A 24,290-nucleotide genomic window follows, 5' to 3' on the forward strand; every position below is an offset into this window, starting at 1 on the left:
AACAAATGTGACTATTTAAAAATTATGGTGTCATATTAATGAGTTAAAAAATCACGCTTTGTGTATTGCTTAACAAAAAATCAAAAAGCAAAGACCTCGCTATTGCGAGGTCTTTCGTTTTAACTATTATTCTCTTTTTAGTTTAATATTATCAGTATTCAACTCTTTTTGTATCCATCCTCTCAGTTCCTTTTCATTTTTTACAATTATTGAATCTGCTACTTTAGCATTCCATTTAATAGATACTTCTGTAATTGTATCTACTTTTATAAAATCGCTAGACGACAATACTTTTGCTAAACTCATCGATTTTATATCATTAAATCTAATTTTAGCTTCGGTACTAATTTTACTAAACGGAATTGAGTTTTTATCCCTGTTTAATTCGTCTTGTTCTATTCTCTGATTTAAACCTGTTATAGTGGTTTTTAAATCCTCTATTTCTTTTTGCAAGCCTTTGATTATATTGTCTTTTTCATCTAAATCTGCTATTGCTCTATCGTATGCATCTACTACCCTATCAACACTTTTTGCTTTGTTTTCATTTACAATTAAACTGTACGAATCAATTCTAGGGAACGTTTTTAATTCATTTCTTAAAAAAGATTCGGTTGCGTCGCTAACATCTCCGTTAAAAAATAAATTTATCTTCTTTTCATTAATATCCAATCGATGACGCTGTAACCATAAATTAGGGTTATCTAATACTTTAGTTTTTAAAAACTTGTCATAGTTAGCATTTATCACACTTTCGTTATATACTCCTACAAAAGTAAAAACAGCAGGAACCATTACTAACAATGCTATAAATGAAGCCAATTGAGCAATTCTTTTTCGCTTCGCAGAATTCACATAACGAATCATTGTAAACCCAAGTAACTTAAGCACTAAAAATGTAGCTAATGCAATGAATATTGTGTTGATTGTAAACAAATACATTGCTCCTAAAAAGTAATCGAAATTTCCAATTGCTAAACCATAACCCGCTGTACATAACGGCGGCATTAAAGCAGTAGCAATTGCAACCCCAAAGATTACAGAAGCTATTGTTCCCTTTTTTGTTCGAGCGATAATTAATGCTAATCCACCAAAAAATGCAATTAACACATCTCGTATATCTGGTCGAACTCTCCCTAATAATTCAGAAGTTTCTTCACGAAGTGGAAACAAGAAAAAGAATAAAAAAGCCGTTAATAAACTTAGCACTATCATCGTTGCTAAATTGGTTAACGATTTTCGTAAAGTGTCAATATCATTAATCGCAATTGACATACCAACCCCTAAAATAGGTCCCATTAAAGGTGAGATTAACATGGCTCCGATTACTACCGCAGTTGAGTTAGCATTCAATCCAATAGATGCTACAAAAATTGAGCATATTAAAATCCAAGCAGTAGCTCCTTTAAACGGAATATCGCTTTTTATTGCATTTATTGTAGCTTCTTGATCGGTATCTTCTCTAAAGTCTAATAATTCTAAAATAAATTTTTTAACCTTCTCCCATAAGCCTTTAGCATCTTGCTGTATTTCTTGCTTTGATTGCTCTACAGCTTCATCTTGCTTATTTTCTTCCATAATTTTTGATTTTTGTTAACTTTGGAAAGATACAAAATTCCTAAAACTGAAAAGGCATAAAAAAAGCTTGAAAGACTAGTGCTTTCAAGCTTTTGAAATTTATAAATATCTGTAATTATTTTACAGTTAATTTTTCTTTTAAAGACGACGAAACCGCATCTTTATGTAATAAAACCGAAATTGTTTTCAATCTAAAATAAGGAACAGACATATACACATACCCATCATTTCCTTGATTTGTTCCCCAAGAGTTTTTTACTTTAAAATATGTATTTCCTTTTTGATCTTTTACCAAACCAACAATATGCATAAGATGATCATCGGTTGTATTAAAGTTTTCGAATTCTGCTTGTCGTAAACTAGGTGTAATGTTTTTCTCTTTAACAATTTCTGTTAATGATTTATCATTTTCAGTACTACTTGCAGGAATTACCGCTACTCCGTTTTTTGACGAGAATGTTTTTTCTGAAACATCGCAATCTAACTCAACTGTATATCCATTTTTAATTGCTTCTTCTGTTACCGAAACCAATTCGTCTAAAGAAACATTGTAAAACATTCCGTTTGAAAAATTGTCAGGAATATTTAAAATGAATTTATCATACTTTTTAGCATGCTCAAAAGAACTAATTGTGATATAATTTGAAGGGGTTATCTTAACATATTCAGCAAATGTTTTCGGTGTATATTTCTTTCCTTCAAACGTAAACTCTTGTATATTTTCACCTAAATACACATTTAAAACACTTTCGACTGATTGTTTCCATTTCGGACTCAATTCTCCTGCTGGATTTTTAATATAAGCATCTAACATCGCTTTTAAAACAGCAATCATTTCTGCATGATTATGTCTATCTTGACCAACATCTAACCCAGTAAAAACCTGTTCTGGAACTAATCCGTATTTTGCTACCGAATTAATTACATCGTGCGCCAAACCACCTTCGCTAAATTGCGCTTTTCCTTGGCGGTATAAATAATTATTTGCTTTTTCTGAATAAGTATTACGAACCGTAAACATCTCAGACAAATCGATGTTTCTTCCTGTTAACCTAATAATTTCTGATTCTAAAAAAGAGGTGGTAGAAAAGCTCCAACAAGTTCCTGTTCTTCCCTGACTTTTAACTTCAGTATCTTCTATATCTTTTACAGTAGTGAACTCATATTTTTGTGCAGAAACAGAAGTTAAACTTATAACAGATAGCGTTACTCCTAATAGAATTTTTTTCATTTTTTAAGTCTTAAAATAATTAAGCTAGCAATTTACTCTTTTTAATAGAGTATAAAAACTTTAAAATTGTTAAAAGTCTACAATAACACCTATGCGCGGTAAAGCTCTACCTGTTGTGCTTTCTATTTCTTCTAAAAGATATCTTGAATTGTCGTTCGGATCAGAAACTCTTCCGTTTTCATCTTCAATTGGCAATAAAAATGGTTGTTGTTTTGAACTACTCGCATACACATTTTGAACATCTAAATACAAATTAATAGCTGCTTTTTTTAGAAACCATGTTTTGTCTACACGAAAGTCTAATTGTGTGTATGTATCTAAACGTTTTGTGTTAAGTTTGGTAAAATCTAAAATCCCCCCGTTTTGAACATCATAATTTTCTTTTAATGAAGAAGCATCTAAGTCATAAGGTGTAAAAGGTTTACCTCCCACTAGTCGAAATTTTGTTCCTATTTCCCAATTTCTATTTAGTTTTTTTCCTGCTGTTATTGTTAGTAAATGTTTATTATCCCAAGTTGAAGGAATGTATTTACCTTGCGCATCTTTAAATTCACTTCGTACAAAAGTATACGATGCAATTCCGTACAATCCGCTATACGATTTTTTTTGTGCTAATACTTCAAATCCATAAGCTCTTCCTTCTGAAGTAGAAGTTACTTTTTCATTTCCTATAACACCAAAATCAGCTCCTAAATTTGCCAAACTGATTTGGTTTCTTACTGAAAATGGATAATCTGTATAATCTTTATAAAATCCTTCAAATGTAATTTTTGAACTGGTATTAGGCTTATAAGTTAAGCCACTTACCAAATGATTCGATTGTATGTATTTTAAACCTTCTTTGTTTGCAAATTCATCCATTTCGTTTTTATAACCTAAAACGGTATACGTTGGTAATTGATAGTAACGACCTATAGATGAACTCAACATCCATTCTTCAGAAAAATTATAACTCAAAGATAATCTTGGTGAAAACTGATTTAATGGATTACTCATTGTTGAATTGTAATCAATCCCATCTACTCTAAACCCAAAAGACATACCTAAATTATCGTTAAAATATTTTTTAGAAACTTGACCAAACACACCATACTTAACAAAATCTATCCTTGAATTGAAATCAAAAATAGCTACTCCGTTAGAATTAGCATTTTTTTGAAAATTGTTGTTCGTGTAGGTAGCAGTTTCTAGATTAAAACCAACATTGATATCAATATTATTAGTTTTAAAACTATTTTCATATCGCAGTTTGTTTTCTATTTCTTTTGATGAATAATCCAACAACAAGTTTTCAGGAGTCTCCTCATTTAAAAAATACTTTACCGCTTTGTTTTTCCACTCATTTCTACTCAACACAACTAAATGCGTTGATCTTGGAGCAAAATATTTGTAACTAGCCCCAACAGTATAATTCCACTGACTATTTACAGGAACTGCGTTTAGAATAACTTTGTTTCTTTTAATTGTTTCTACGTCAGTTTCACCGTCATTAACTTCTTTATTAATCTCAAAATCGTCTATTGCACCAAGCATAACGATTGAAAGTTCGCTATTATCTGAAATTTGTGATTTAATATTAGCTTGAAAATCATTGTATGTTGGTAAAAAAGGAAGCTTTATTAACTTGAATAAAAATTGCAAATACGATTGTCGAGCAGAAAAAATAAACGTTGTGTTTTTTCCTAAAGGTCCATCTAAGGTAATTCCTGCATCGGAAGTTCCAAGTGTTGCTCGGGTATTTAAAGAATTTGGATTCCCTATTTTTTGAGTAAATTCGATAACCGAACTTAACGAATTACCCCTATTTGCTGGGAAAGCGCTGGAATAAAAATCTACTTTTCTAATCAAATCGGCATTCATAATACCTACAGGACCACCAGTAGCTCCTTGTGTTTGAAAGTGATTGATTACTGGAACTTCAATTCCATCTAAATAAAACTTATTTTCTGAAGTTGCGCCTCCTCTTATTATAATATCATTTCTAAACCCTGGATTAGACGCTACACCAGGAAAAGATTGAATTACTTTTAAAACATCTCTATTACCTCCTGGGTTTTTCTCTATTTCTGCTATTCCTAACGATTGTAATGAAATTGGGCTTTCAACCGATTCTTTAAACAAAGCTGCTTGAATTTTCACCTCTGCTAATTGAGTAGAATCCTCTAATAGCTCAATAACAATATAGGGTGAATTATCTTTTGTTACTAAATATTCATCAGAGATAAATGTTTTATATCCCACAAAAGAAGCTTGAATTTTATTATAACCTAACGGAACATTTTTTATTTCGAAAATTCCATTTTCATTTGAAACCGTTCCTGTTTCAGTTCCATACACTAAAATATTCACAAAAGGAAGAGCTTCTCTAGTTTTTGCATCTATCACCTTACCTAAAATGCCTCCTTCATTTTGAGACATTAACAATAAGTTTTTTAGAAGCAATAGCAGTAACAGAGCTTTTTTCATACCGAATATTTTAAGAGTTAAACAAAAATACAATATTTTGTTTAAGTTTTCTAACTTTTTATTAAACATTAAATTGATAATCACAAAAAAACCTCAATCGATATGATTGAGGTTTTTTGTGGGGAGAGCAGGATTCGAACCTGCGAAGTCGTAAGACAACGGAGTTACAGTCCGTCCCATTTGGCCGCTCTGGAATCTCCCCAAAGCTGTTAAAAAAAGCCTCTCTAACATTGAGAAGCTTTACTTGTGACCGGGCTGGGGCTCGAACCCAGGACCCTCTCCTTAAAAGGGAGATGCTCTACCAACTGAGCTACCCGGTCATTTTATCGCTTTTGCTTTTCTGCGTTTGCGGGTGCAAATATAGAAGCTTTTATTGTTCCCACAAACATTTTTTTGAATTAATTTTATTTTTTTTTCGATGTTATTTCTTACACTTTAATTAACAGAAAGTTACCTACAAATCATTTAAATAAGCTTTTCTAACTTTTTTGAATAAGTTTGATGAATACACAAAATTTACTACTGCTTCGTTATCTGTTTTAAAGATTTCTTTATGCGATCCTTCCCAAGCTTTTAGTCCGTTTTTTAGAAAAACAATCTTATCGCCTATTTCCATAACCGAGTTCATATCATGCGTATTAATAACTGTTGTTATTTTATATTCATCGGTAATTTCTTGAATCAGATTATCAATAACTATGGAAGTTTGAGGGTCTAAACCTGAGTTTGGTTCATCACAAAATAAATACTTCGGTTTCATTACAATTGCTCTTGCAATTGCAACACGCTTTTGCATTCCTCCTGATAGTTCTGCTGGATATTTTTGGTTAGAGTTTTCAAGATTTACTCTATTCAATACAAAATTTACCCTATCAAGCATTTCGCTTTCAGATTGCTTGGTAAACATTTTTAAAGGAAACATTACGTTTTCTTCAACAGTTTGTGAATCAAACAGTGCACTACCTTGAAATACCATTCCTATTTCTTGACGAAACTGACGCTTGTCTTCAATAGACATATCTGTATTCTTTTTTCCGTCATAAACAATGGTACCTTCTTCAGGAACATGTAATCCAATTAGTGATTTTAAAAAAACTGTTTTACCTGAACCACTTTGACCAATTATCAAACTAGTCTCACCTGGTTTAAACGATGTTGTAATTCCTTTTAAAATTTCAACTCCATTAAATCCTTTATGTAAATTATTTACTTCTATCATTAAGTTAACAACATTTGAGTTAAGAAATAATTGGCAATTACAATAACCACAATAGTCCAAACTACCGATTGTGTGCTTGCTTTTCCAACTTCTAGAGAACCTCCTTTAACATAATATCCATGATATGATGGCACCGTTGCAATTAAGAAAGCAAAAACAACTGTTTTTATTAGAGCGTAGGTTATTAAAAAGGGATTAAAATCCATTTGAACTCCTGTAATAAAATCTATTCCTGAAAATAATCCTGAAATTACACCAGCAATCCACCCACCAAAAATCCCTAAAAACATTCCTAAAACAATTAAAAACGGATAAAAGAAAACTGTTGCAATTATTTTTGGTAAGACTAAGTAATTTAAAGAATTGATCCCCATAACCTCCAAAGCATCTATTTGTTCTGTAACACGCATAGTACCTATACTTGATGTTATATACGATCCTACTTTACCTGCTAAAATAATAGAACAAAATGTTGGAGCAAACTCAAGAATTACCGATCGTTTTGCTGCAAAACCAATTAATGATTTTGGAATAAATGGACTTTCTAAATTCAAAGCAGTTTGTAAGGCGATTACTCCTCCAATAAAAAATGAGATAAACGCAATAATTCCAATCGATTTATGCCCAAGCTCTTCAATTTCTCTAAATAAAGCTTCACGAAACACCCTTGCTCTTTGAGGTTTTGTAAAAACCTGTTTTAACATTGTTACGTATTTGCCTATATGCTCAATGTAATTCATTAAATGAAAACTATTTTCTTTCTGCTAAAGTATTAAAAAACCATTAACTCATCGTGCAAATTATAAGTTTTAGCTTTCTTTTTGTGTACCTTTGATTCAAAATTTTCAAGAAATAAAATGAAAAAAATAGCTTTTTTATTGGTCATTATATTTTTAGCAGGTTGCTCTGCTAATCCTTCAAAAAAAACTCAAAAACCTAAACTAGTAGTTGGTGTTGTTATTGACCAAATGCGTTATGATTACCTTGTTCGTTTTCAAAACAGATATGGAAACGACGGATTTAAGCGCTTATTACGTGAAGGTTTTTCTTTAGAAAATGCTCATTATAACTACATTCCGACATATACAGCTGTTGGTCATACCTCTATTTACACAGGAGCTACACCAACCAACCACGGAATTATTAGCAATCACTGGTACGATAAATTTTTAAAGAAAACGATTTATTGTGTTGATGATGAAAATTTCAACACTATAGGAAATGATGGCGATGGCGGTAAAAAATCTCCGTATAGAATGTTAACCACCACAATGACCGATCAATTAAAACTAGCACAAAACATGAATGGAAAAACCATTGGTGTTGCTATTAAAGATCGTTCAGCAATTTTACCTGCTGGTCATACAGCAAATGCTGCTTATTGGTTTGATGGAGGTGAAAAAGGGCAATGGATTTCTTCTTCGTTTTATATGAATGAGCTTCCTAATTGGGTGAAAAACTTCAATGATTCTAAAAAAGCAGATGAATATTTAAGTAAGCCTTGGGGAACTTTATATGACATCAACACTTACACCCAAAGTATTGCTGATGACAATAATTTTGAAGAGCCTTTTAAAGGACAAGAAAGACCCGTTTTTCCACACGACATTCCAACTTTAAGAAAAAGCAACAACAATTACAGTATTCTTAAAGGGATTCCTGCAGGAAATTCATTTACATCTGATTTTGCAAAAGCTGCTATTATTGGTGAAAATTTAGGAAAAACAGATTACACAGATTTTATCGCTATAAGTTTTTCATCTACCGATTATGTTGGGCATCAATTCGGAGTTGCTTCTAAAGAAATTGAAGATACCTATTTACGTTTAGATAAAGATTTAGCCGATTTATTTAGCTTTTTAGACTCACAAGTTGGAAAAGACAATTATACCTTATTCTTAACTGCTGATCATGCTGCTGTACAAGTACCTGCTTACTTAAAATCGGTAAAAATCCCAGCAAACTATATCAGCAATAAAAAGTTTACCGATTATGTAAATGGAATTACTAAAAAGTATTTCAATTCTGAAGAATTGGTAGAAAACATTTCAAACTTTCAAATTTTCTTAAATAAAGAAAAAATTGAAGCTTTAAATTTAGATGTTAATACCGTTGCTGAAAAAATTTCTGAGGAAGTTGTAAACTATGACAACATATATAAATCTGTAACTGCAAAAACTTTACAAACAACCACGTTTACTTCTGGAATTTTAAATTCATTGCAAAATGGATACAATCAAAAATTCTCAGGAGATATTTTATTAATTCCGAATCCTTCAACTCTAACTACCTATTACAAAAATGGTGGAACATCTCACGGATCAGGATATTCTTATGACACTCATATTCCTATGATTTTCTTCGGAAATGGAATTAAACAAGGAACTTCAAAAAAGAAATATGAAATTGTTGATATTGCTCCGACCATTTCTAATTTACTAAAAATAGAATTTCCAAACGGATGTACTGGAAAAATTATTGAAGAAGTTTTTGAATAAAACTCATAAATTTAACACATTAAAAAAGCTCCAACTTGACAACATCAAATTGGAGCTTTTCATTTATAAATATTCAAATAATTAACGCTCTATTTAATTTGGATTATTTAAAATAATCAGTGCTGCAATTACCCCAGGAACCCAACCACATAAGGTTAATAAAAACACAATTATAATCGATCCGCAACCTTTACCTATTACAGCTAAAGGTGGAAAGAAAATTGCTAATAAAACTCTTAATAAACTCATAGTATTTTTTTGATTAATTACTATATAAAAGACGAGTTAAGCAGAATTTTGTTACAGTTACATCATCTTTCCAAAGAAAATAGCGTTCATTGATAATTTATTTGTTCCGTACCAAAAAGCTCTAAAATTGGTGTTGTCTGTAAAAACGACTACCCTTCCACTACCCATTCTTTGAGCCACAAACGGAACAGTATTCTTTAACTCTTTTAAATTCTCTTTTGAAATATACCCACTTAATAATGGATTATTGGTATACTGAATAGGATTATTATAGCTTTTTTTATCCGCCTGAATAAACTGACGCGTATTTCTAAACAAGGCAATTTTATCATTTTTATATCCAAAATTTATTGGATGTGAACGATCTATTTTTGCTTCAAAAACAGCACCCCCAATTACTTGCGCCCCCGATTGTAACGAACGGTTTTCAAACGAAACATTTTGTACAGAATCTATTTTTACTTTATTGAATTTTACATTTACAAATCCTTTGTTTGACAACCAATTCACTGCGTTTCTATATCCAATTAAAACTCCGCCATTACGAACCCAAGTTTTTAATTTCTCTTCTAAATTTTTATCTAAGGAGTTACTATTAGGAACAATAATCGTGGTGTATTTTGATAAGTTTATTCTTGACGCATAATTGGTATCAAGCTTGGTGATTTTCATATCATAACGCTGATCTAACAAATGCCAAATTTCACCTGCATCGTAACTTGTAATTCCGTTACCTACCAACATCGCTATTTTTTGTGGTTTTACCGCTTCAAAATTTCTACTTCCTAAATCAATTCCTTCATTTAGCCCTGTAAAAACTCCTTTAATTTCAATATGATTTTCATTCGCTACTTTTCCTAAAAAATCAAATAATTCATTACTGTTTAACTTTTGATTTTGAGCTGGAATAAAAATGGTTCCATATTCATACGAATTACCATCATTTACAAAATTTTTCATAGCTACTTTTGCTCGTAATCCTTTTTCTAAAATAGAATTTAACGCTTTTGGTGTGTTGTATTCATTCCAAGGAAATAAATATCCTACACCACTTTTTTGCTGAATTGATCCTTGCTTCGATTTCAATTTAGTTACCTCAACACCTGCTCTTGATAATGAAACGTTCTCAGCATAATCAACTCCAAAAGCATGATTAAAAGTCCATGCAGAAACATCGTAAAACAAACTGTCTTTAAAACTAGTTCTCACATCAAACATCGCCTTAACCAAACGATGATTTTTTTGATTCATCGGTACAACATAACTATATCCTTTTTTGAAGTTTTTACCATTTGATGAAAAATCTTCTTTCAACTCATGAAATTTTATTTGATGACGTTGTAAAACTTCTGCTAAATGATTTGTTTTGGCAGCATCTTTTTCATCCCCAAAAACAAGAGCTTTATTAACACCTGAGTTTCTAGAATTTTTATAAAAATCTTGCTGATATTTCTTAATTTTAACTCGCATGTTTTTAGCAGCTTCTAACGTTGACAATGCTGCTATAAATTGATTGCGAATCGTAAACGGAAAGGTTAATACTCCATTATCACTTTCTTGTGCATGCCCACGAGAACTACCTTGTTCAAACAAAATTCCTATACTTCCATTAATATCTGGAAATGTTGAGCCTTTTCCGTAGTAAAAATCATCAAAACTTTCTTCTGAATAATACGTTGACCCAATTCTATCAAACGCTTTTGCGTGATAGGTTGCAATTTCCTTCGTCAAATCTTGATTCATTTGTGGAGTTAATGGATTGGTTCTACTCGGAATTCCTGGTTGAAAAAAGAAGGTAGAATTAGTACCCATTTCGTGATGATCGGTTAAAATATTAGGTAACCAATGATGAAATGTTTTAATTCTTGCTTTACTTTCAGGTAATTGAACTGGTAACCAATCGCGATTCATATCAAACCAATAATGATTGGTTCTTCCCCCTGGCCAAACTTCGTGATACTCTCTATCATTCGGATCAGGATTGATATTATTTGCCTTGTTTGTATTTGCCCAATACGCAAAACGCTGTAAACCGTCAGGGTTTAGTGAAGGATCAAATAAAATGACAGTATTTTTTAATAATTCATCAACTTTATTCCCTTGTGCTGCCGCCAAATAGTAAGCCACAGCCAATGCTGCGTTTGAACCACTTGCTTCGTTACCATGAATTGAAAATCCTTGATATACAACTATTGGTTGACCATTTAGGTTTACCGAAGAATCATCAGTTGCTTTGATATGATTCTTTCTAATTGCTTCCAGTTTTTGATGATTTTCTGGCGATGTTATGGTTAATAACGGTAACGGTCTTCCTTCATAAGTTTCTCCTCTGTTTTCGATAGAAACTCTATCCGATGAAGCCGCTAAAGCTTTCATATACTCTACCAATTTATCATGAGTTATATGCCACTCACCTACTTCGTGACCAATAACCGATTTTGGTGTAGGTATATTTTGATTGTAGGTAACCTCTTTGGGTAGATAATAATTTAAATCAATGTTTTGAGCTTGGATACTTATGCTTAGAAATAATAACGATGCTAGTATTTTTTTCATCTAGATTTTTAATTTTAGTGTTGGGTTATAAAAATAACGATTCTTATGTTCTTGTATTTATATACTAAAGAAAATCCCACTTTAAAAGTGGGATTTTCTTATTCCTAATGTATTTTAATTACCAATTTCTTTTGTCTTTAATAGAACATCCTATTGCTCTAGTATCAGTTTTTGAAGGTTTCTCTCCTTTCAACAAAGCATTAACTGCATCTTCAACAAAACGTTCCTTTACATTGTTTTCATTTCGTGAGCTATCATCAATAGCACCAATATATTCAACAATTAATTTATCATCTTGCTTACTTAAAATATATACATGAGGTGTTTTAGTGGCTCCGTACATTGGATATACTTTTTGACCTTCATCAAACAAATACGGAAAAGTAAATCCTTTCTCTTTGGCACGTACTTTCATTCCTTCAAAACTATCTCCTTTAGACACTTCCGGGTCGTTCGGATTGATAGCAATTACTGGAAACCCTTTTTCTTTATACTTTTTGTCTAAAGCAATGATTCTATCTTCATTTGCTACTGAATACGGACACATATTACACGTAAACACCACAATAAATCCCTTAGCTTCTTTGTAATCTGCTAAAGAAACCATGGTACCATCTACGTTTTTTAGTTTAAAATCAGAAGCGACATCTCCCACTTTGTATCCTTGAGAATTGTGGATTGTAAACGCCGAAATAGTCGCAACTACCATCAGCATTACTATAACTTTAAATGTTTTCATAATTGTTTAGTTTAAAAAGGTTTGTAATTCGTTTTGTAACTCTTCATAGCTAAAAGATTGTTCGTAAAACTTCCTCTTACTTTTACTGTAAATTAATGTTGCAGGTATCGACCCTGACCAGTTTTTAGCAATATCTGGAATCCAAAATTGTTCGTTAGAATCATCAAAATGTACAACTTTAGATTGAAGGTTTCTCTTTTTTATAAAGGGAATTAAATTGCTTTCAATTTGTTTAGAAAAATCTAAACTCACCAAAAGAATCTCAACATTTTTATCTTTAAATTCTTGATTTAGTTTTTCAAAAGCTGGCAATTCTTTTACACAAGGCATACACCATGTAGCCCAAAAATTTACAACATACACTTTCTTGTCATTCTTATTTAAAAAAGGTTTAAGTTGTTCGTAATTTAAGGTTGTAATTTTTATAGATGCTTCTCTTGCTTTGCTTTGTGAATAATTTTCACATGAAAAAAGCAACAAACCAAACAACATTAAGTAAAAAATATTCTTCATGAATTGTATCATTTCACTCAAATTTAGTTGTTTACAACGTAAAACTTCACTAATTAACTAAATATTAACAACAAAAAAACTCGGGAAAATTCCCGAGCCTACTAATAGTAATTTGAATTTCTTAACAGAAAATTTCGTTTAATAATTTTGCTAAACGTAATCCACCTTTTTGTAATTGTTCCCTAACTACTGGAAAATAATCATACGAGTAACGGTAACGTAAATTCTCTCCTACCTCAACAGAGTTATACACTTTTTTTGTAAGCTTATGGGTGTCGTACATCCAATCAACCACACTTCCTTTTTGAATCGCTTTGATTTGATCTTTTGATAAACGCTTTGCATTATTAGCCAATTCAATATAACTCATATCCCATTTATTTATTAGGTCTTCATCCCAAACCCTATGTAGGTTAGATCCTTTCCCATGCCACTGAACTTGAATTGTGTTTCCTCCTTTATCTTCTGATTGACCGATATGCATTGGTTGATGCAAATCTCCTATTAAATGTACCAACATTTTTAAGTAAAAACGCTTGTCTTCTGTAGTGCTATTTTTATCTTTTAATACTTTTACACACTCTTCGATACCCGTAATTAAATCTCCATCAGGATTTTTCTTTGAATCTTCATAACGAGCATCTAACGGCATGTTTACATAATGCCATGTATAAAATTTTCCGTATTTCTTTCTATCAGATTTAATTTCATCAGCATAGGTAGATACAAACGCTAAACTTTCTCCTTGCAATAACTCGGTTATTTTCTTTTGAGCCTTTTTAGTTAAATGTTTTTCTGCAATTTTACCCGTAGCTCTATGACCTGTTGGTCCCCAAACATCATCATTATTTGCAGTTAATGAAATACTTAAAAATAAGCTAATAGTTAGTAGTAAAAACTTTGTTTTCATCTAAGATTTATAATTAAAGTTGGATGCTAAATTATAAAATATTTCCTCAAAAATTTGGATTTAACAAAAAATTACTTATATCTTTGTGATATCATTTTAATATCACTTTAAATTAAATAGAAATGAAATCAGAAAAAATCATCAAACCAGCTAACGGATATTTAATGTTTTTCATCGTACTTATCCTTTTTATTTCAGGAATTACCTTAACAATTAAAACTGAAAATCCTGCTTATATATTAATATCTGTGTTAGCCTTTATTTTAGCTTTAGGTTTTATTTTGGTAAACCCTAACTCTTCTAAAGTTTTATTATTCTTTGGAAAATATGTAGGAACTGTGAAACAAAACGGATTGTATTGGGCAAATCCACTATACAAAAAGAAAACAATTTCTTTAAGAGCTAGTAATTTTGATAGTGAGCGTTTAAAAGTAAATGACAAACTAGGAAACCCAGTAATGATTTCTACTATTTTGGTTTGGCGTGTTACTGAAACTTATAAAGCTGCTTTTGATGTAGACAATTACGAAAACTTTGTAAGAGTACAAACCGATGCTGCTGTTCGTAAACTTGCAAGTATGTATCCGTATGATAATTTTGCTGATGAAGGTCACGAAGAAGATATTACCTTACGTTCTAGTGTAAATGAAGTGAGCGAAGCTTTAGAAAAAGAATTAGAAGAACGCTTAGCTATTGCTGGTATTGAAGTGTTAGAAGCACGAATTGGATACTTAGCCTATGCGCAAGAAATTGCAAGTGCGATGTTAAAGCGTCAACAAGCAACTGCTATTGTAGCTGCGCGTCATAAAATAGTACAAGGTGCTGTTGACATGGTGGATATGGCTTTAGAAGAATTGAGTAAAAAAGAAATTGTTGAATTAGACGAAGAGCGTAAAGCTGCAATGGTTAGCAACTTGCTAGTGATTTTATGTGGTGACAAAGAAGCGTCTCCGGTAGTAAATGCAGGTACTTTAAATCATTAGAAATGCTAAAATACAATTTAATACAAGGAGCAGTTACAATAGAAGATAATACTATAAAAACAGATAAAATTTCTTTATTAAACTCAATAAAATGGAAGTTTTTATCTTTAATAGGAGCTTTATATATCTATGATAGAATTGAAATTATATCTGTAAAAGAACTTTCCTTTTTTAATTTTTCATTAAAAGTATTATTCTACAGTTTACTTTCTTTTTTTGTCTTTTGGTCTATTTACTATTATTGGATTAAAATAGGTTTTATTAAAAATATGAAAATTGAAAATTTATCAAAAATATTAATTTCTGTTGATGAAGACACTCCTTTGAATATACTTGTAAGAATTAAAGGAAAAATCAATTCTATAGACTTAACATTTAGAAAAAGTGAGAATGATCTAGACAATTTTCTTAATGAATTAAAAAAGCGAAATAGTAGATTTACTATAAAAGACAAAAGAACTTAAAAATAAAAATCATACTCTAAAGTAAAACTATCCTAACTCTTAATTAATAGAATAGTTAATCCTAACTAAGTAAAATAAAAAAATGAAAAAAAAGGAACAAGAAAATAAAATCATTTTAGGAACCACTATCGGTTTAGCAATAGGTACTGCTTTAGGAGTTTCTTTAAACAATATAGCTTTAGGGATTGGTGTAGGAGTAGCAATCGGTGCTGCTTTAGGATTAACTATGAATAAAAACAAAAACAATGAAGGAGTATAAAGTTGAAAGTTGGAAAGTAGGTCTTTCAAAAAACAATGAAAAACTAGAAGATTTTTTGAATGAACATGCTCGTAATGGATGGAAAGTTATTCATATTGCAGAACAAACTACACGTGTAGTTTTTGAAAGATATAAAAACAGATAATATGAAAGTTTTTAAAGAAGAGCAACGTTTTACACAAACTTGGTTAATTATATTACTATCAGTAAGTATTATAATTCCTATCGTGTTAATTGTAAAAGAATATTTAGAAGAAAACTCAAAAATGTCTACTAATGAATTTCTTTTGACTTTGGGAGGAATCATCCTATCTGTTTCTTTTATCTTCTTTTTTAAGCTAACTACAAGAATTGATGAAAAAGGAATTCATTATCAGTTTTTCCCGTTTCATTTATCAAAAAAAACAGTTGCTTGGTTAGAAATAAAAAAGGCTTATGTAAGAACTTACGAACCAATATCTGAATATGGTGGATGGGGCTTGAAAAATCTTTTTTGGAAAAAGAATGGATCAGCTGTTAACATTTCAGGAGATATTGGCATTCAACTAGAATTAAGTAATGGTAAAAAGTTGCTTATTGGCACGCAAAAAGAAAACGAAGCAAAACGTGTGTTAGAAACATATCAATCAAAAATACAATAACCATGGTACGAATTATAATAGTAATTAGTATATACATAGTAGGTGTAATTGCCTCTTATGCTCAAACAAAATCAGAGGATATTGTAATTAAGAACGATAGTATTATACTTCCTGGAACGCTTACTTTTACAGAAAACACAAAACAACCATTGCTGATTTTTATTCCTGGCTCAGGAAATCCAGATAGAAACGGAAATCAAACTGGCTTAAATGTAAATCCAGATTATATCAAGCAACTTTCCAACGAAATAACTAAAAACGAGATTGCTTTTTTTAGATATGATAAAAGAAGTGCGACCAAAGAAAACATAAAACACCTTTTAAAAGAATTTAATTTTAAAGATTTAGCTATTGACGTTACTTCAATCATCAATTATTTTAAAGATGATAAACGCTTTTCTGAAATTATTTTAGTGGGTCATAGCCAAGGTTCGTTAGTAGCTATGTTAGCAATCAACAGTCATGTAACCAAATATATTTCTTTATCAGGTTTAGGTGAAAGTGTAGATAAAACCATTATCAGACAGATATCAGCTCAAAACGCTGTTCTTGGTGATATAGCAAAAAAGCACATCGAAGAATTAAAAAATACAGGAACTATAAAAGAAGTAAATCCGTTTTTACTATCACTTTTTGCAAAACAAAACCATGATTTTTTAATATCATATATGCAATTTAATCCTGTAGAAGAAATAAAAAAAGTTACAATTCCAACGCTAATAATTAACGGAACTAAAGATATACAAGTTTTAGTGAGCGATGCAGAATCATTACACAAAGCCAATCCAATATCAAAACTTGTACTTATTGAAAACATGAATCATGTGTTAAAACATATAAATAAAGATGATGACAATTTAAAATCATACACAACCCCTGATTTTCCTTTATCCGAACAATTAGTAAATTCAATTGTTACTTTTGTAAAACAGTAATCTATGTCAAAAAAGAAAGCATTTGCACTCCGAATAAATGAAGACATGCTCAAAGCTATTGAGAAATGGGCTTCAGATGAATTTCGATCTACCAACGGGCAGATTGAATGGATGCTTATGCAAGCTCTTAAAGAAGCCAACAGAGAGCCTAAAAAGAAAGAAGAATAAGTACAACTCTTAATAACTTGTTAAAAAAGCGCTCAATTTGCATTGGGCGCTTTCTATTTTGTACATTGTACAATCAAAAACTATAATCAACTAACTACTATGAAAAAACTTCTTTTTATCTGTTTTTCTTTTATAACCACGCTATTGTTTTCTCAAGAATTTACAATGGATTTGGTTAAAAACATGAAACCTAGAAACATTGGCCCTGGAGGTATGAGCGGTCGTGTAACTGCTATTGATGTGGTTCACAACAATCCTGATATGATGTATGTGGGAACAGCCTCTGGTGGGGTTTGGAAATCAACTTCTGGAGGCATTAAATGGGAACCTATTTTTGAAAAAGAAGTAACCGCTTCAATCGGAGCAGTTGCTATTCAACAATCAAATCCGAGTGTAATTTGGGTAGGAACTGGAGAAGGTAACCCGAGAAACAGTTTAAATGGCGGATACGGAATTTTTAAATCTTTAGACGGTGGTAAATCATGGGAGTCTATGGGATTAGAAAAAACACGTCATATTCATCGTGTAATTATCGACCCAACAAATCCAAACATAGTATATGTAGGAGCTATAGGCTCTCCATGGGGTGAACATAAAGAACGTGGTGTTTATAAAACTACCGATGGTGGAAAAACGTGGAAACAAGTATTATTTAATAATATAAAAACCGGTGCTGCCGATTTGGTAATGGACCCATCAAATCCAAATAAATTAATAGCCTCTATGTGGGAACATAAACGAGACCCTTGGTTTTTTAAATCTGGAGGAAAAGGAAGCGGATTGTACATTACCCATGACGGTGGAGAAACCTGGAAACAGATTACCGAAAAAGAAGGTTTCCCTAAAGGAGAATTGGGTCGTATTGGTGTTGCTATTTCTCAAAGCAATCCGAACACAATTTACGCTTTAGTTGAAGCTAAAAAGAATGCTTTATACAAGAGTGAAGATGGCGGATTTAAGTGGACAAAAGTCAACGATAAAAACGATATTGGTAATCGCCCTTTTTATTACTCAGAAATTTATGTAGATCCTCAAAACGAGCATAAACTGTACAGCATTTTTACCTACGTAAATGTATCGATTGATGGAGGGAAAAACTTTAAACAGTTAATGCCAGCTTACGGAGTTGATAATGGCGTGCACCCTGATCATCATGCGTGGTGGATTCATCCAAAAAATGGTAATTTTATGATTGATGGAAATGATGGCGGGTTAAATATTACCAAAGATGGTGGTAAAACATGGCGATTTATAGGAAATCTTCCAGTAGCACAATTTTATCATATTAATGTAGATAATGAATTCCCTTACAACGTGTATGGAGGAATGCAAGACAACGGCTCTTGGAGAGGTCCTGCATATGTATGGAAAGCACAAGGAATTCGTAATTCTTATTGGCAAGAAATAAGTTTTGGTGATGGTTTTGATGTGGTTCCTGACAAAGACGATTCTCGTTACGGATGGTCTATGAGTCAGCAAGGTTTTGTTTCTCGTTACGATTATATAACAGGAAATAACTACACGGTTCGTCCAACACATCCAGATGCAAATGTAAAACTGCGTTTTAACTGGAATTCTGCCATAAACATTGATCCTTTTGATAATTCAACGTTATACTTCGGAAGTCAGTTTGTACACAAGTCAACCGACAAAGGATTAACTTGGGAAGTAATTTCTCCAGATGTAACTACCAACAACAAAGAAAAGTTAAAACAAGACGAAAGTGGCGGATTAACTATGGATGCTACGGGTGCTGAAAACCACTGTACCGTTTTAGTAATTGAACCTTCTCCGCTTGAAAAAGATATGCTTTGGATAAGTACCGATGATGGGCAAGTTCAAATTACACAAGACGGAGGAAAAACATGGGGTAATGTTTCTAAAAACATTAAAGGATTGCCTGAAAACAGTTGGATTCCACAAATAAAAGCATCTAACAAAAACAAAGGAGAAGCGCTTTTAATTGCTAATGATTACAGACGTTTTAACTACGAACCGTATGCTTACAGAACAAAAGACTACGGAAAAACTTGGGAACGAATTGTTGATGCAAAAGATGTAGAAAGTTATACCTTAAGCATTGTTGAAGACCCAATCAATCCGAATTTATTATTCTTAGGAACAGATGACGGGTTATACATTTCTTTAAACGCAGGGAAAAAATGGAAAAAATGGACAGCAGGTTTCCCTACCGTATCGGTTAAAGACTTGGTAATCCATCCAAGAGAACACGATTTAATTATCGGTACTTTTGGTCGTGCAGCTTGGGTGTTAGACGATATTCGTCCACTAAGAGCCATGGCTAAAAATCCTGAAAGTATTTCTAAAGAAATTCTACTTTTTGAGCCACCAACAGCATATCAAACCGCATACCAACAACCAACAGGTAGTAGGTTTGGTGGTGATGCTTTATACAATGGGGAAAACAGAACCAGAGGCGCACATTTAGCATACCTAATTAACAAACCAAAAGAAGAAAAATCAGAAAAAACGAAAAAAGACACTTCTAAAAGTAAAAAAGAAGATATTAAAAAGATAAAACACGATTCTATTAAGTTTGAATTTTTCGATGGATCACGTTTAATAAGGACTATAAAAAGAAAAACTCCAAAAGAAAACGGAATTCATAAGTTTAGATGGTTTATGGATGAAAAAGGTGTTGACAGACCTTCACGAAGAATTCGTAAATCAAAATCAGAACCAAGTGGTGTTCGTGTAAAACCAGGAACTTATCGAGTAAAAGTAACTTTTGGGAAACAAACTTCTGAACAAAATATTGAAGTTAAATACGACCCAAGACTTCGTATTTCTGAAACAGCTATCAATCAAAAATATAACACAAGTAAGCAACTTGAAAAACACCAAGAAACAATAGCTAAAGCAGTAAAACAATTGGTTGAGAGCAAAGAAACCGCGAACGATTATAAAACGAAATTCACCAAAAAGGATAAAAAGCAGTTCAAAGATCAAATTGATCTATCTAAAAAAGTGGTGAAACAAATTGATAGTATTCTTAATTTGTATTTAGGAAAAGTTGACAAACGCCAAGGGATTACAAGAAACCCTGAAGTTACCGTAACTCAAAGACTTGGTACAGCTAGTTGGTATGTAAACAGTAGGTTTGGAGAGCAAACAGCAACAGAAAAAAACTTAATCAAACAATTTGAAGAAGCATTGAAACCTGTGTTAGAAAAAACGAATCAGTTTTTTAACACTAGCTGGAAAGAATATCAAAGTAAAATGGAAGCTATTGAAATTTCCCCTTTTAAGAAAACAGAACTATTTTCAATAAACTAAGACCTATCAACTTTTAAACAATAAAAGAAGCTACTTGATTTACAACAAGTAGCTTCTTTTTTATGTGAAAAATATAAAATATATAAAAATACCTATCATACATAACTGACCTACAATCATAAACAGTATCAACAACAACAATTGAATTGCAAAAGCAGTAAGCCATTTTAACTGATATATCTGTTTGATTAAATATGATATAATTAAATATGTAAAAATGACTAAAGAAAGCATCAAACCTCCAGAAAAATTAAATGGTAAGGTTAATAGTAATATTAAAAAACTCGTCCAATTCGCTGTACCGTATAAATAACAGTGAATTGCTAAATTTTCAGTATAATTATATTTTCTTCTGAAAAACCAATACGTTATCAATGCAACAATAGGTACTGCAAACAGATATACCAAATTCATTGAAGACAAATAAAACTCTTGAGCTAATAAGTATTTTTCAAATAAATTTTCACTAACGAGATTTTTTATACTATTAAAACTGTCAGCATTTTTTTTATTTGTTTCTTCTAAAAAGTTTTGAAACCCTTGATGATAATTAATAACCAAAGTATAAACCGCAACACTAAACAGCAAATATTTAAGTGGATTTACAATGTGCTTCCTGTCTTTTGTTAAATACGTTTGAACGGTTTTGTAAGGCTTTTTAAATATCGAAATGTAAGCTAACGGAATTCCTTTTTCTAAGTTTAAAAAAGCAAACAATTCTGTTTTTAGTTCTAAAGGTGATAACCTTTCAATTTCTTCTTCCATTACTGATTAATTTTTACTTCGGATAAATGTACTATTTTTCAGATAAGATTTCTAAAAATTATCTTTTCCTTATTTTTGACCTCAACTTTAAGTTTTAAAACCACATCATGAAGAATTTCATTCTACTTTTTATTTTTATTTTTTCAATTCAAAGTTATAGTCAATCAAACCCTGAAAAAGAATTGGGTGTTTGGTATATGTATAACGGAACACATAAATTATCAGACAACTTTAGTTTAAAAACAATGGCGCATTTTCGTTTTTTTGAAGTGGGCGATGATTTACAACAATTCATAACACGTTTAGGGGTGAATTATAAAATCAATAAAAACTTGAGTGTTACTGTTGGGCACGCTTTTTTAAATACAGATGGTACTTACGAACAATTAGGCGGAGATGCTTATGAAAACAGAACTTACGAGGATGTTAATGCAAAACATAACATATCAAAATTAAATTTAGCACACCGATTAAGAGCAGAACAGCGCTTTTTTGAAGCAAATACAGGACACTTTTTACGTTATCAATTAGGTTTGAGTTATCCAATAAACGAAAAATGGTCAACCTATTTATACGATGAAGTTTTTATGGATTTTGACGGAGAAAACTTCAATCAAAATTGGTTAGGAGCTGGATTTAAATATAAACTTTCAAAAACTCTAAAGCTACAATTAGGGTATATGAAAATCACAGATGCCAACGACAGAAGTTTTGACAGAATACAACTAGGCGTAGCTTTAAACCACTAATCACCTAAAAAATAAATAACTATTTTAGCTTGCTAAACAACTAATTCATGGAAAATCAACCACTATTTACTAACGATGCCATTGTATTTGGTATTTTAATGCTATCACTAGGTTTTGTCTTTTATACAGAAAGTAAAGAATCTGGCTTCTGGAAAAAATTCTACAAAATAGTCCCAGGACTTTTAATGTGTTATTTAATTCCTGCTATTTTTAATTCGTTAGGAATTATTTCTGCTGAAGAATCTAAAACGTATTACATCGCTAGTAGATATTTATTACCTGCATCATTGGTATTAATGACTTTAAGTATTGATTTAAAAGCAATTTTCAACTTAGGGCCAAAAGCATTAATTATGTTTTTTACAGGTACAATTGGTATTATTATCGGTGGTCCTATTGCTATTTTATTAATCTCTTTAGTTTCTCCTGAAACTGTTGGAGGCGTTGGTTTTGATGCTGTTTGGAGAGGATTATCCACTTTAGCAGGTAGCTGGATTGGTGGGGGAGCAAACCAAGCTGCGATGCTAGAGATTTATGAATACAACCCTCAAAAATATGGAGGAATGGTATTGGTAGACATTGTAGTTGCTAATATTTGGATGGCGTTAATTTTAATAGGAATTGGTAAATCTAATAAAATCGACAACTGGTTAAAAGCTGATAATTCAGCTATTGAAGAATTAAAACAAAAAGTAAGCTCGTTTGCTGATAGTATTAAGAGAAATCCGACTTTAACTGACTATATGATTATGCTAGCCTTGGTTTTTGGCGCTGTAGGTTTTGCTCATTTCGGTGCAGAAGGAATCTCTTCTTTCCTTAAAAATAATTTTGAAGCTGTAGCTGATAAATCTTCTGCTCTATCTTCTTTTTCTTCTAAATTTTTCTGGATGATAACTATTGCTACAATAATTGGTATTGCCTTATCTTTTACAAAAGCAAAAAATTACGAAGGAGCTGGAGCTAGTAAAATTGGTAGTATTTTTATTTATGTACTAGTAGCTACCATAGGTATGAAAATGGACTTATCTAAGATTGTAGAAAATCCTGGTTTAATTGTGATTGGTTTAGTTTGGATGGCTATTCATGCAGGATTATTAATATTAGTTGCTAAACTTATAAGAGCACCTTACTTCTTTTTAGCGGTAGGTAGTCAGGCAAATGTTGGTGGTGCTGCAAGTGCACCAGTTGTAGCTGCTGCTTTTCATCCATCTTTAGCTTCGGTAGGTGTTTTATTAGCTGTTTTTGGATATGTTGTTGGAACATACGGAGCTATTTTATGTACAATTTTAATGGAAATAGCCTCAAAAATTTAAAATGAAATCTGCATATTTGCAACTCAAAATTTTGAATTCAATGAAGAAAATTATTGCACTTTTTGCAATAGCACTTATCGCTTTTGCTTGTTCCTCTAAAAAAGAGGGAAACATGGTAGTTAAAGGTCAAATTACAGGATTAAAAAAAGGTACTCTATATCTTCAAAAAATGAAAGATACTGTGTTAATATCTGTAGATTCTATGGCGCTTTTAGGAGATGATAAATTTATGTTAACCGACAATGTAGATTCTCCTGTTATGTACTACTTAACTTTTGATGGTAACACAACTGACAAACATATTATGTTTTTTGGTGAGCAAGGTGAAATCACAATTAATGATAAGATTGAAGAATTCGGATTTAAACCAGAAATTTCTGGATCTAAAAACCAAGAGGTAATGGATAAATTCCGTGAAATGGATAATAGATTTAGAGATCAACGTTTAGAATTTGTCGCTAAAGATTTTGAAGCTCGTAAAGCACAAGATGAAGAATTGGTGAAGCAATTAGAAGCTGATTACAAGAAAATGGTACGTCGTCGTTTCTTATTTTCTACCAACTTTGCAATTACCAATGCTGATAGTGAAGCTGCTCCTTATATTGCTTTAACAGAGTTATATGATGCAAATCTTCAACTTTTAGATACGATTAATAATAGTTTAACTGATAAAGTTAAAAACTCTGAATACGGTAAGCGTTTACAAAAATTTGTTACCGACATTAAAACAAAAGAAGAAAATTAGTTTTCTTCTTTAATA

Annotated in this window: 23 protein-coding genes and 2 tRNA genes; 12 read left to right on the forward strand and 13 right to left on the reverse strand. The window is 31.5% G+C overall.

Annotated elements, in window-relative coordinates; all coding sequences use genetic code 11:
• Window positions 1-126: 126 nt before the first annotated feature.
• The 7 genes from ACKTST_RS09260 to ACKTST_RS09290 all read right to left on the reverse strand — a co-directional run bounded on the left by ACKTST_RS09260 (window position 127) and on the right by ACKTST_RS09290 (window position 7,231).
• Entirely contained in the window at window positions 127-1,575 is a 1,449-nt protein-coding gene (locus ACKTST_RS09260) for a DUF389 domain-containing protein (RefSeq protein ID WP_408047477.1), read from the reverse strand.
• A 115-nt stretch (window positions 1,576-1,690) separates the two neighbouring features.
• Window positions 1,691-2,806: a C1 family peptidase gene (locus ACKTST_RS09265; RefSeq protein WP_408047478.1), complete on the reverse strand. Its 1,116-nt coding sequence runs from the start codon at window positions 2,804-2,806 to the stop codon at window positions 1,691-1,693.
• Window positions 2,807-2,875: 69 nt separating this feature from the next.
• The gene (locus ACKTST_RS09270; RefSeq protein WP_408047479.1) at window positions 2,876-5,272 is read right to left on the reverse strand and encodes a TonB-dependent receptor; all 2,397 of its coding nucleotides are present in this window, start codon (window positions 5,270-5,272) and stop codon (window positions 2,876-2,878) included.
• A gap of 119 nt (window positions 5,273-5,391) precedes the next feature.
• Window positions 5,392-5,474, reverse strand: a tRNA-Tyr gene (locus tag ACKTST_RS09275).
• Window positions 5,475-5,519: 45 nt separating this feature from the next.
• Window positions 5,520-5,592: transfer RNA gene (locus ACKTST_RS09280), tRNA-Lys, on the reverse strand.
• A 134-nt stretch (window positions 5,593-5,726) separates the two neighbouring features.
• Complete coding sequence (locus ACKTST_RS09285) at window positions 5,727-6,491, reverse strand: ABC transporter ATP-binding protein (RefSeq protein WP_408047480.1); 765 nt, start codon at window positions 6,489-6,491, stop codon at window positions 5,727-5,729.
• On the reverse strand, window positions 6,491-7,231 hold the full coding sequence (locus tag ACKTST_RS09290) for an MlaE family ABC transporter permease (protein WP_408047481.1): 741 nt from the start codon (window positions 7,229-7,231) through the stop codon (window positions 6,491-6,493). The genes ACKTST_RS09285 and ACKTST_RS09290 overlap by 1 nt, the downstream gene beginning before the upstream one ends.
• Window positions 7,232-7,348: 117 nt before the next feature.
• Here ACKTST_RS09290 and pafA point away from each other — a divergent pair, with 117 nt between their 5' ends.
• Window positions 7,349-8,989, forward strand: coding sequence for an alkaline phosphatase PafA (pafA, locus tag ACKTST_RS09295; protein WP_408047482.1), 1,641 nt, complete (start codon window positions 7,349-7,351; stop codon window positions 8,987-8,989).
• Window positions 8,990-9,082: 93 nt separating this feature from the next.
• Here the strand turns inward: pafA and ACKTST_RS09300 are convergent, their stop codons facing one another.
• The 5 genes from ACKTST_RS09300 to ACKTST_RS09320 form a co-directional block, all read right to left on the reverse strand.
• Window positions 9,083-9,238, reverse strand: coding sequence for a YqaE/Pmp3 family membrane protein (locus tag ACKTST_RS09300; protein ID WP_073184478.1), 156 nt, complete (start codon window positions 9,236-9,238; stop codon window positions 9,083-9,085).
• 57 nt (window positions 9,239-9,295) lie between these two features.
• A complete protein-coding gene (locus ACKTST_RS09305) occupies window positions 9,296-11,794 on the reverse strand; it encodes a M14 family metallopeptidase (protein ID WP_408047483.1) in 2,499 nt (832 codons plus the stop codon).
• A gap of 118 nt (window positions 11,795-11,912) precedes the next feature.
• Window positions 11,913-12,533 carry a thioredoxin family protein gene (locus ACKTST_RS09310; protein ID WP_408047484.1) on the reverse strand — a complete coding sequence of 207 codons (621 nt, stop codon included), beginning with the start codon at window positions 12,531-12,533 and terminating at the stop codon, window positions 11,913-11,915.
• Window positions 12,534-12,539: 6 nt separating this feature from the next.
• Window positions 12,540-13,046 (reverse strand): TlpA disulfide reductase family protein, encoded by a 507-nt coding sequence (locus tag ACKTST_RS09315; protein ID WP_408047485.1) that lies wholly within the window; start codon window positions 13,044-13,046, stop codon window positions 12,540-12,542.
• Window positions 13,047-13,167: 121 nt separating this feature from the next.
• Entirely contained in the window at window positions 13,168-13,956 is a 789-nt protein-coding gene (locus tag ACKTST_RS09320) for a S1/P1 nuclease (protein WP_408047486.1), read from the reverse strand.
• 122 nt (window positions 13,957-14,078) lie between these two features.
• On the opposite strand from ACKTST_RS09320, the gene ACKTST_RS09325 reads away from it, so the two are divergent.
• The 8 genes from ACKTST_RS09325 to ACKTST_RS09360 all read left to right on the forward strand — a co-directional run bounded on the left by ACKTST_RS09325 (window position 14,079) and on the right by ACKTST_RS09360 (window position 20,703).
• The gene (locus tag ACKTST_RS09325) at window positions 14,079-14,939 is read left to right on the forward strand and encodes an SPFH domain-containing protein (RefSeq protein WP_408047487.1); all 861 of its coding nucleotides are present in this window, start codon (window positions 14,079-14,081) and stop codon (window positions 14,937-14,939) included.
• Between the two features lie 2 nt (window positions 14,940-14,941).
• Window positions 14,942-15,403, forward strand: coding sequence for a hypothetical protein (locus ACKTST_RS09330; protein WP_408047488.1), 462 nt, complete (start codon window positions 14,942-14,944; stop codon window positions 15,401-15,403).
• 82 nt (window positions 15,404-15,485) lie between these two features.
• A complete protein-coding gene (locus tag ACKTST_RS09335) occupies window positions 15,486-15,662 on the forward strand; it encodes a hypothetical protein (RefSeq protein WP_408047489.1) in 177 nt (58 codons plus the stop codon).
• Window positions 15,649-15,807, forward strand: a complete 159-nt coding sequence (locus ACKTST_RS09340) for a DUF4177 domain-containing protein (protein WP_408047490.1) — start codon at window positions 15,649-15,651, stop codon at window positions 15,805-15,807. The genes ACKTST_RS09335 and ACKTST_RS09340 overlap by 14 nt, the downstream gene beginning before the upstream one ends.
• A gap of 1 nt (window position 15,808) precedes the next feature.
• Window positions 15,809-16,303: a hypothetical protein gene (locus ACKTST_RS09345; RefSeq protein WP_408047491.1), complete on the forward strand. Its 495-nt coding sequence runs from the start codon at window positions 15,809-15,811 to the stop codon at window positions 16,301-16,303.
• Between the two features lie 2 nt (window positions 16,304-16,305).
• Window positions 16,306-17,238 (forward strand): alpha/beta fold hydrolase, encoded by a 933-nt coding sequence (locus ACKTST_RS09350; protein WP_408047492.1) that lies wholly within the window; start codon window positions 16,306-16,308, stop codon window positions 17,236-17,238.
• 3 nt (window positions 17,239-17,241) lie between these two features.
• Window positions 17,242-17,406 (forward strand): Arc family DNA-binding protein, encoded by a 165-nt coding sequence (locus ACKTST_RS09355; protein WP_408047493.1) that lies wholly within the window; start codon window positions 17,242-17,244, stop codon window positions 17,404-17,406.
• Between the two features lie 99 nt (window positions 17,407-17,505).
• Complete coding sequence (locus ACKTST_RS09360; RefSeq protein ID WP_408047494.1) at window positions 17,506-20,703, forward strand: WD40/YVTN/BNR-like repeat-containing protein; 3,198 nt, start codon at window positions 17,506-17,508, stop codon at window positions 20,701-20,703.
• Between the two features lie 60 nt (window positions 20,704-20,763).
• On the opposite strand, the gene ACKTST_RS09365 is transcribed toward ACKTST_RS09360, so the two are convergent.
• Window positions 20,764-21,468 (reverse strand): hypothetical protein, encoded by a 705-nt coding sequence (locus ACKTST_RS09365; protein WP_408047495.1) that lies wholly within the window; start codon window positions 21,466-21,468, stop codon window positions 20,764-20,766.
• Between the two features lie 107 nt (window positions 21,469-21,575).
• Between ACKTST_RS09365 and ACKTST_RS09370 the strand changes: the two genes are divergently transcribed.
• From ACKTST_RS09370 to ACKTST_RS09380, 3 genes are read left to right on the forward strand one after another with little or no spacing between them, the layout of a single operon-like run.
• A complete protein-coding gene (locus tag ACKTST_RS09370; RefSeq protein ID WP_408047496.1) occupies window positions 21,576-22,217 on the forward strand; it encodes a DUF2490 domain-containing protein in 642 nt (213 codons plus the stop codon).
• A 47-nt stretch (window positions 22,218-22,264) separates the two neighbouring features.
• On the forward strand, window positions 22,265-23,530 hold the full coding sequence (locus tag ACKTST_RS09375; RefSeq protein ID WP_408047497.1) for a DUF819 family protein: 1,266 nt from the start codon (window positions 22,265-22,267) through the stop codon (window positions 23,528-23,530).
• A 40-nt stretch (window positions 23,531-23,570) separates the two neighbouring features.
• Window positions 23,571-24,275, forward strand: a complete 705-nt coding sequence (locus ACKTST_RS09380) for a DUF4369 domain-containing protein (protein WP_408047498.1) — start codon at window positions 23,571-23,573, stop codon at window positions 24,273-24,275.
• The last annotated feature ends 15 nt before the right edge of the window (window positions 24,276-24,290 follow it).

The organism is Tenacibaculum crassostreae (assembly GCF_964512405.1).
GTDB classification, from domain to species: domain Bacteria; phylum Bacteroidota; class Bacteroidia; order Flavobacteriales; family Flavobacteriaceae; genus Polaribacter; species Polaribacter crassostreae.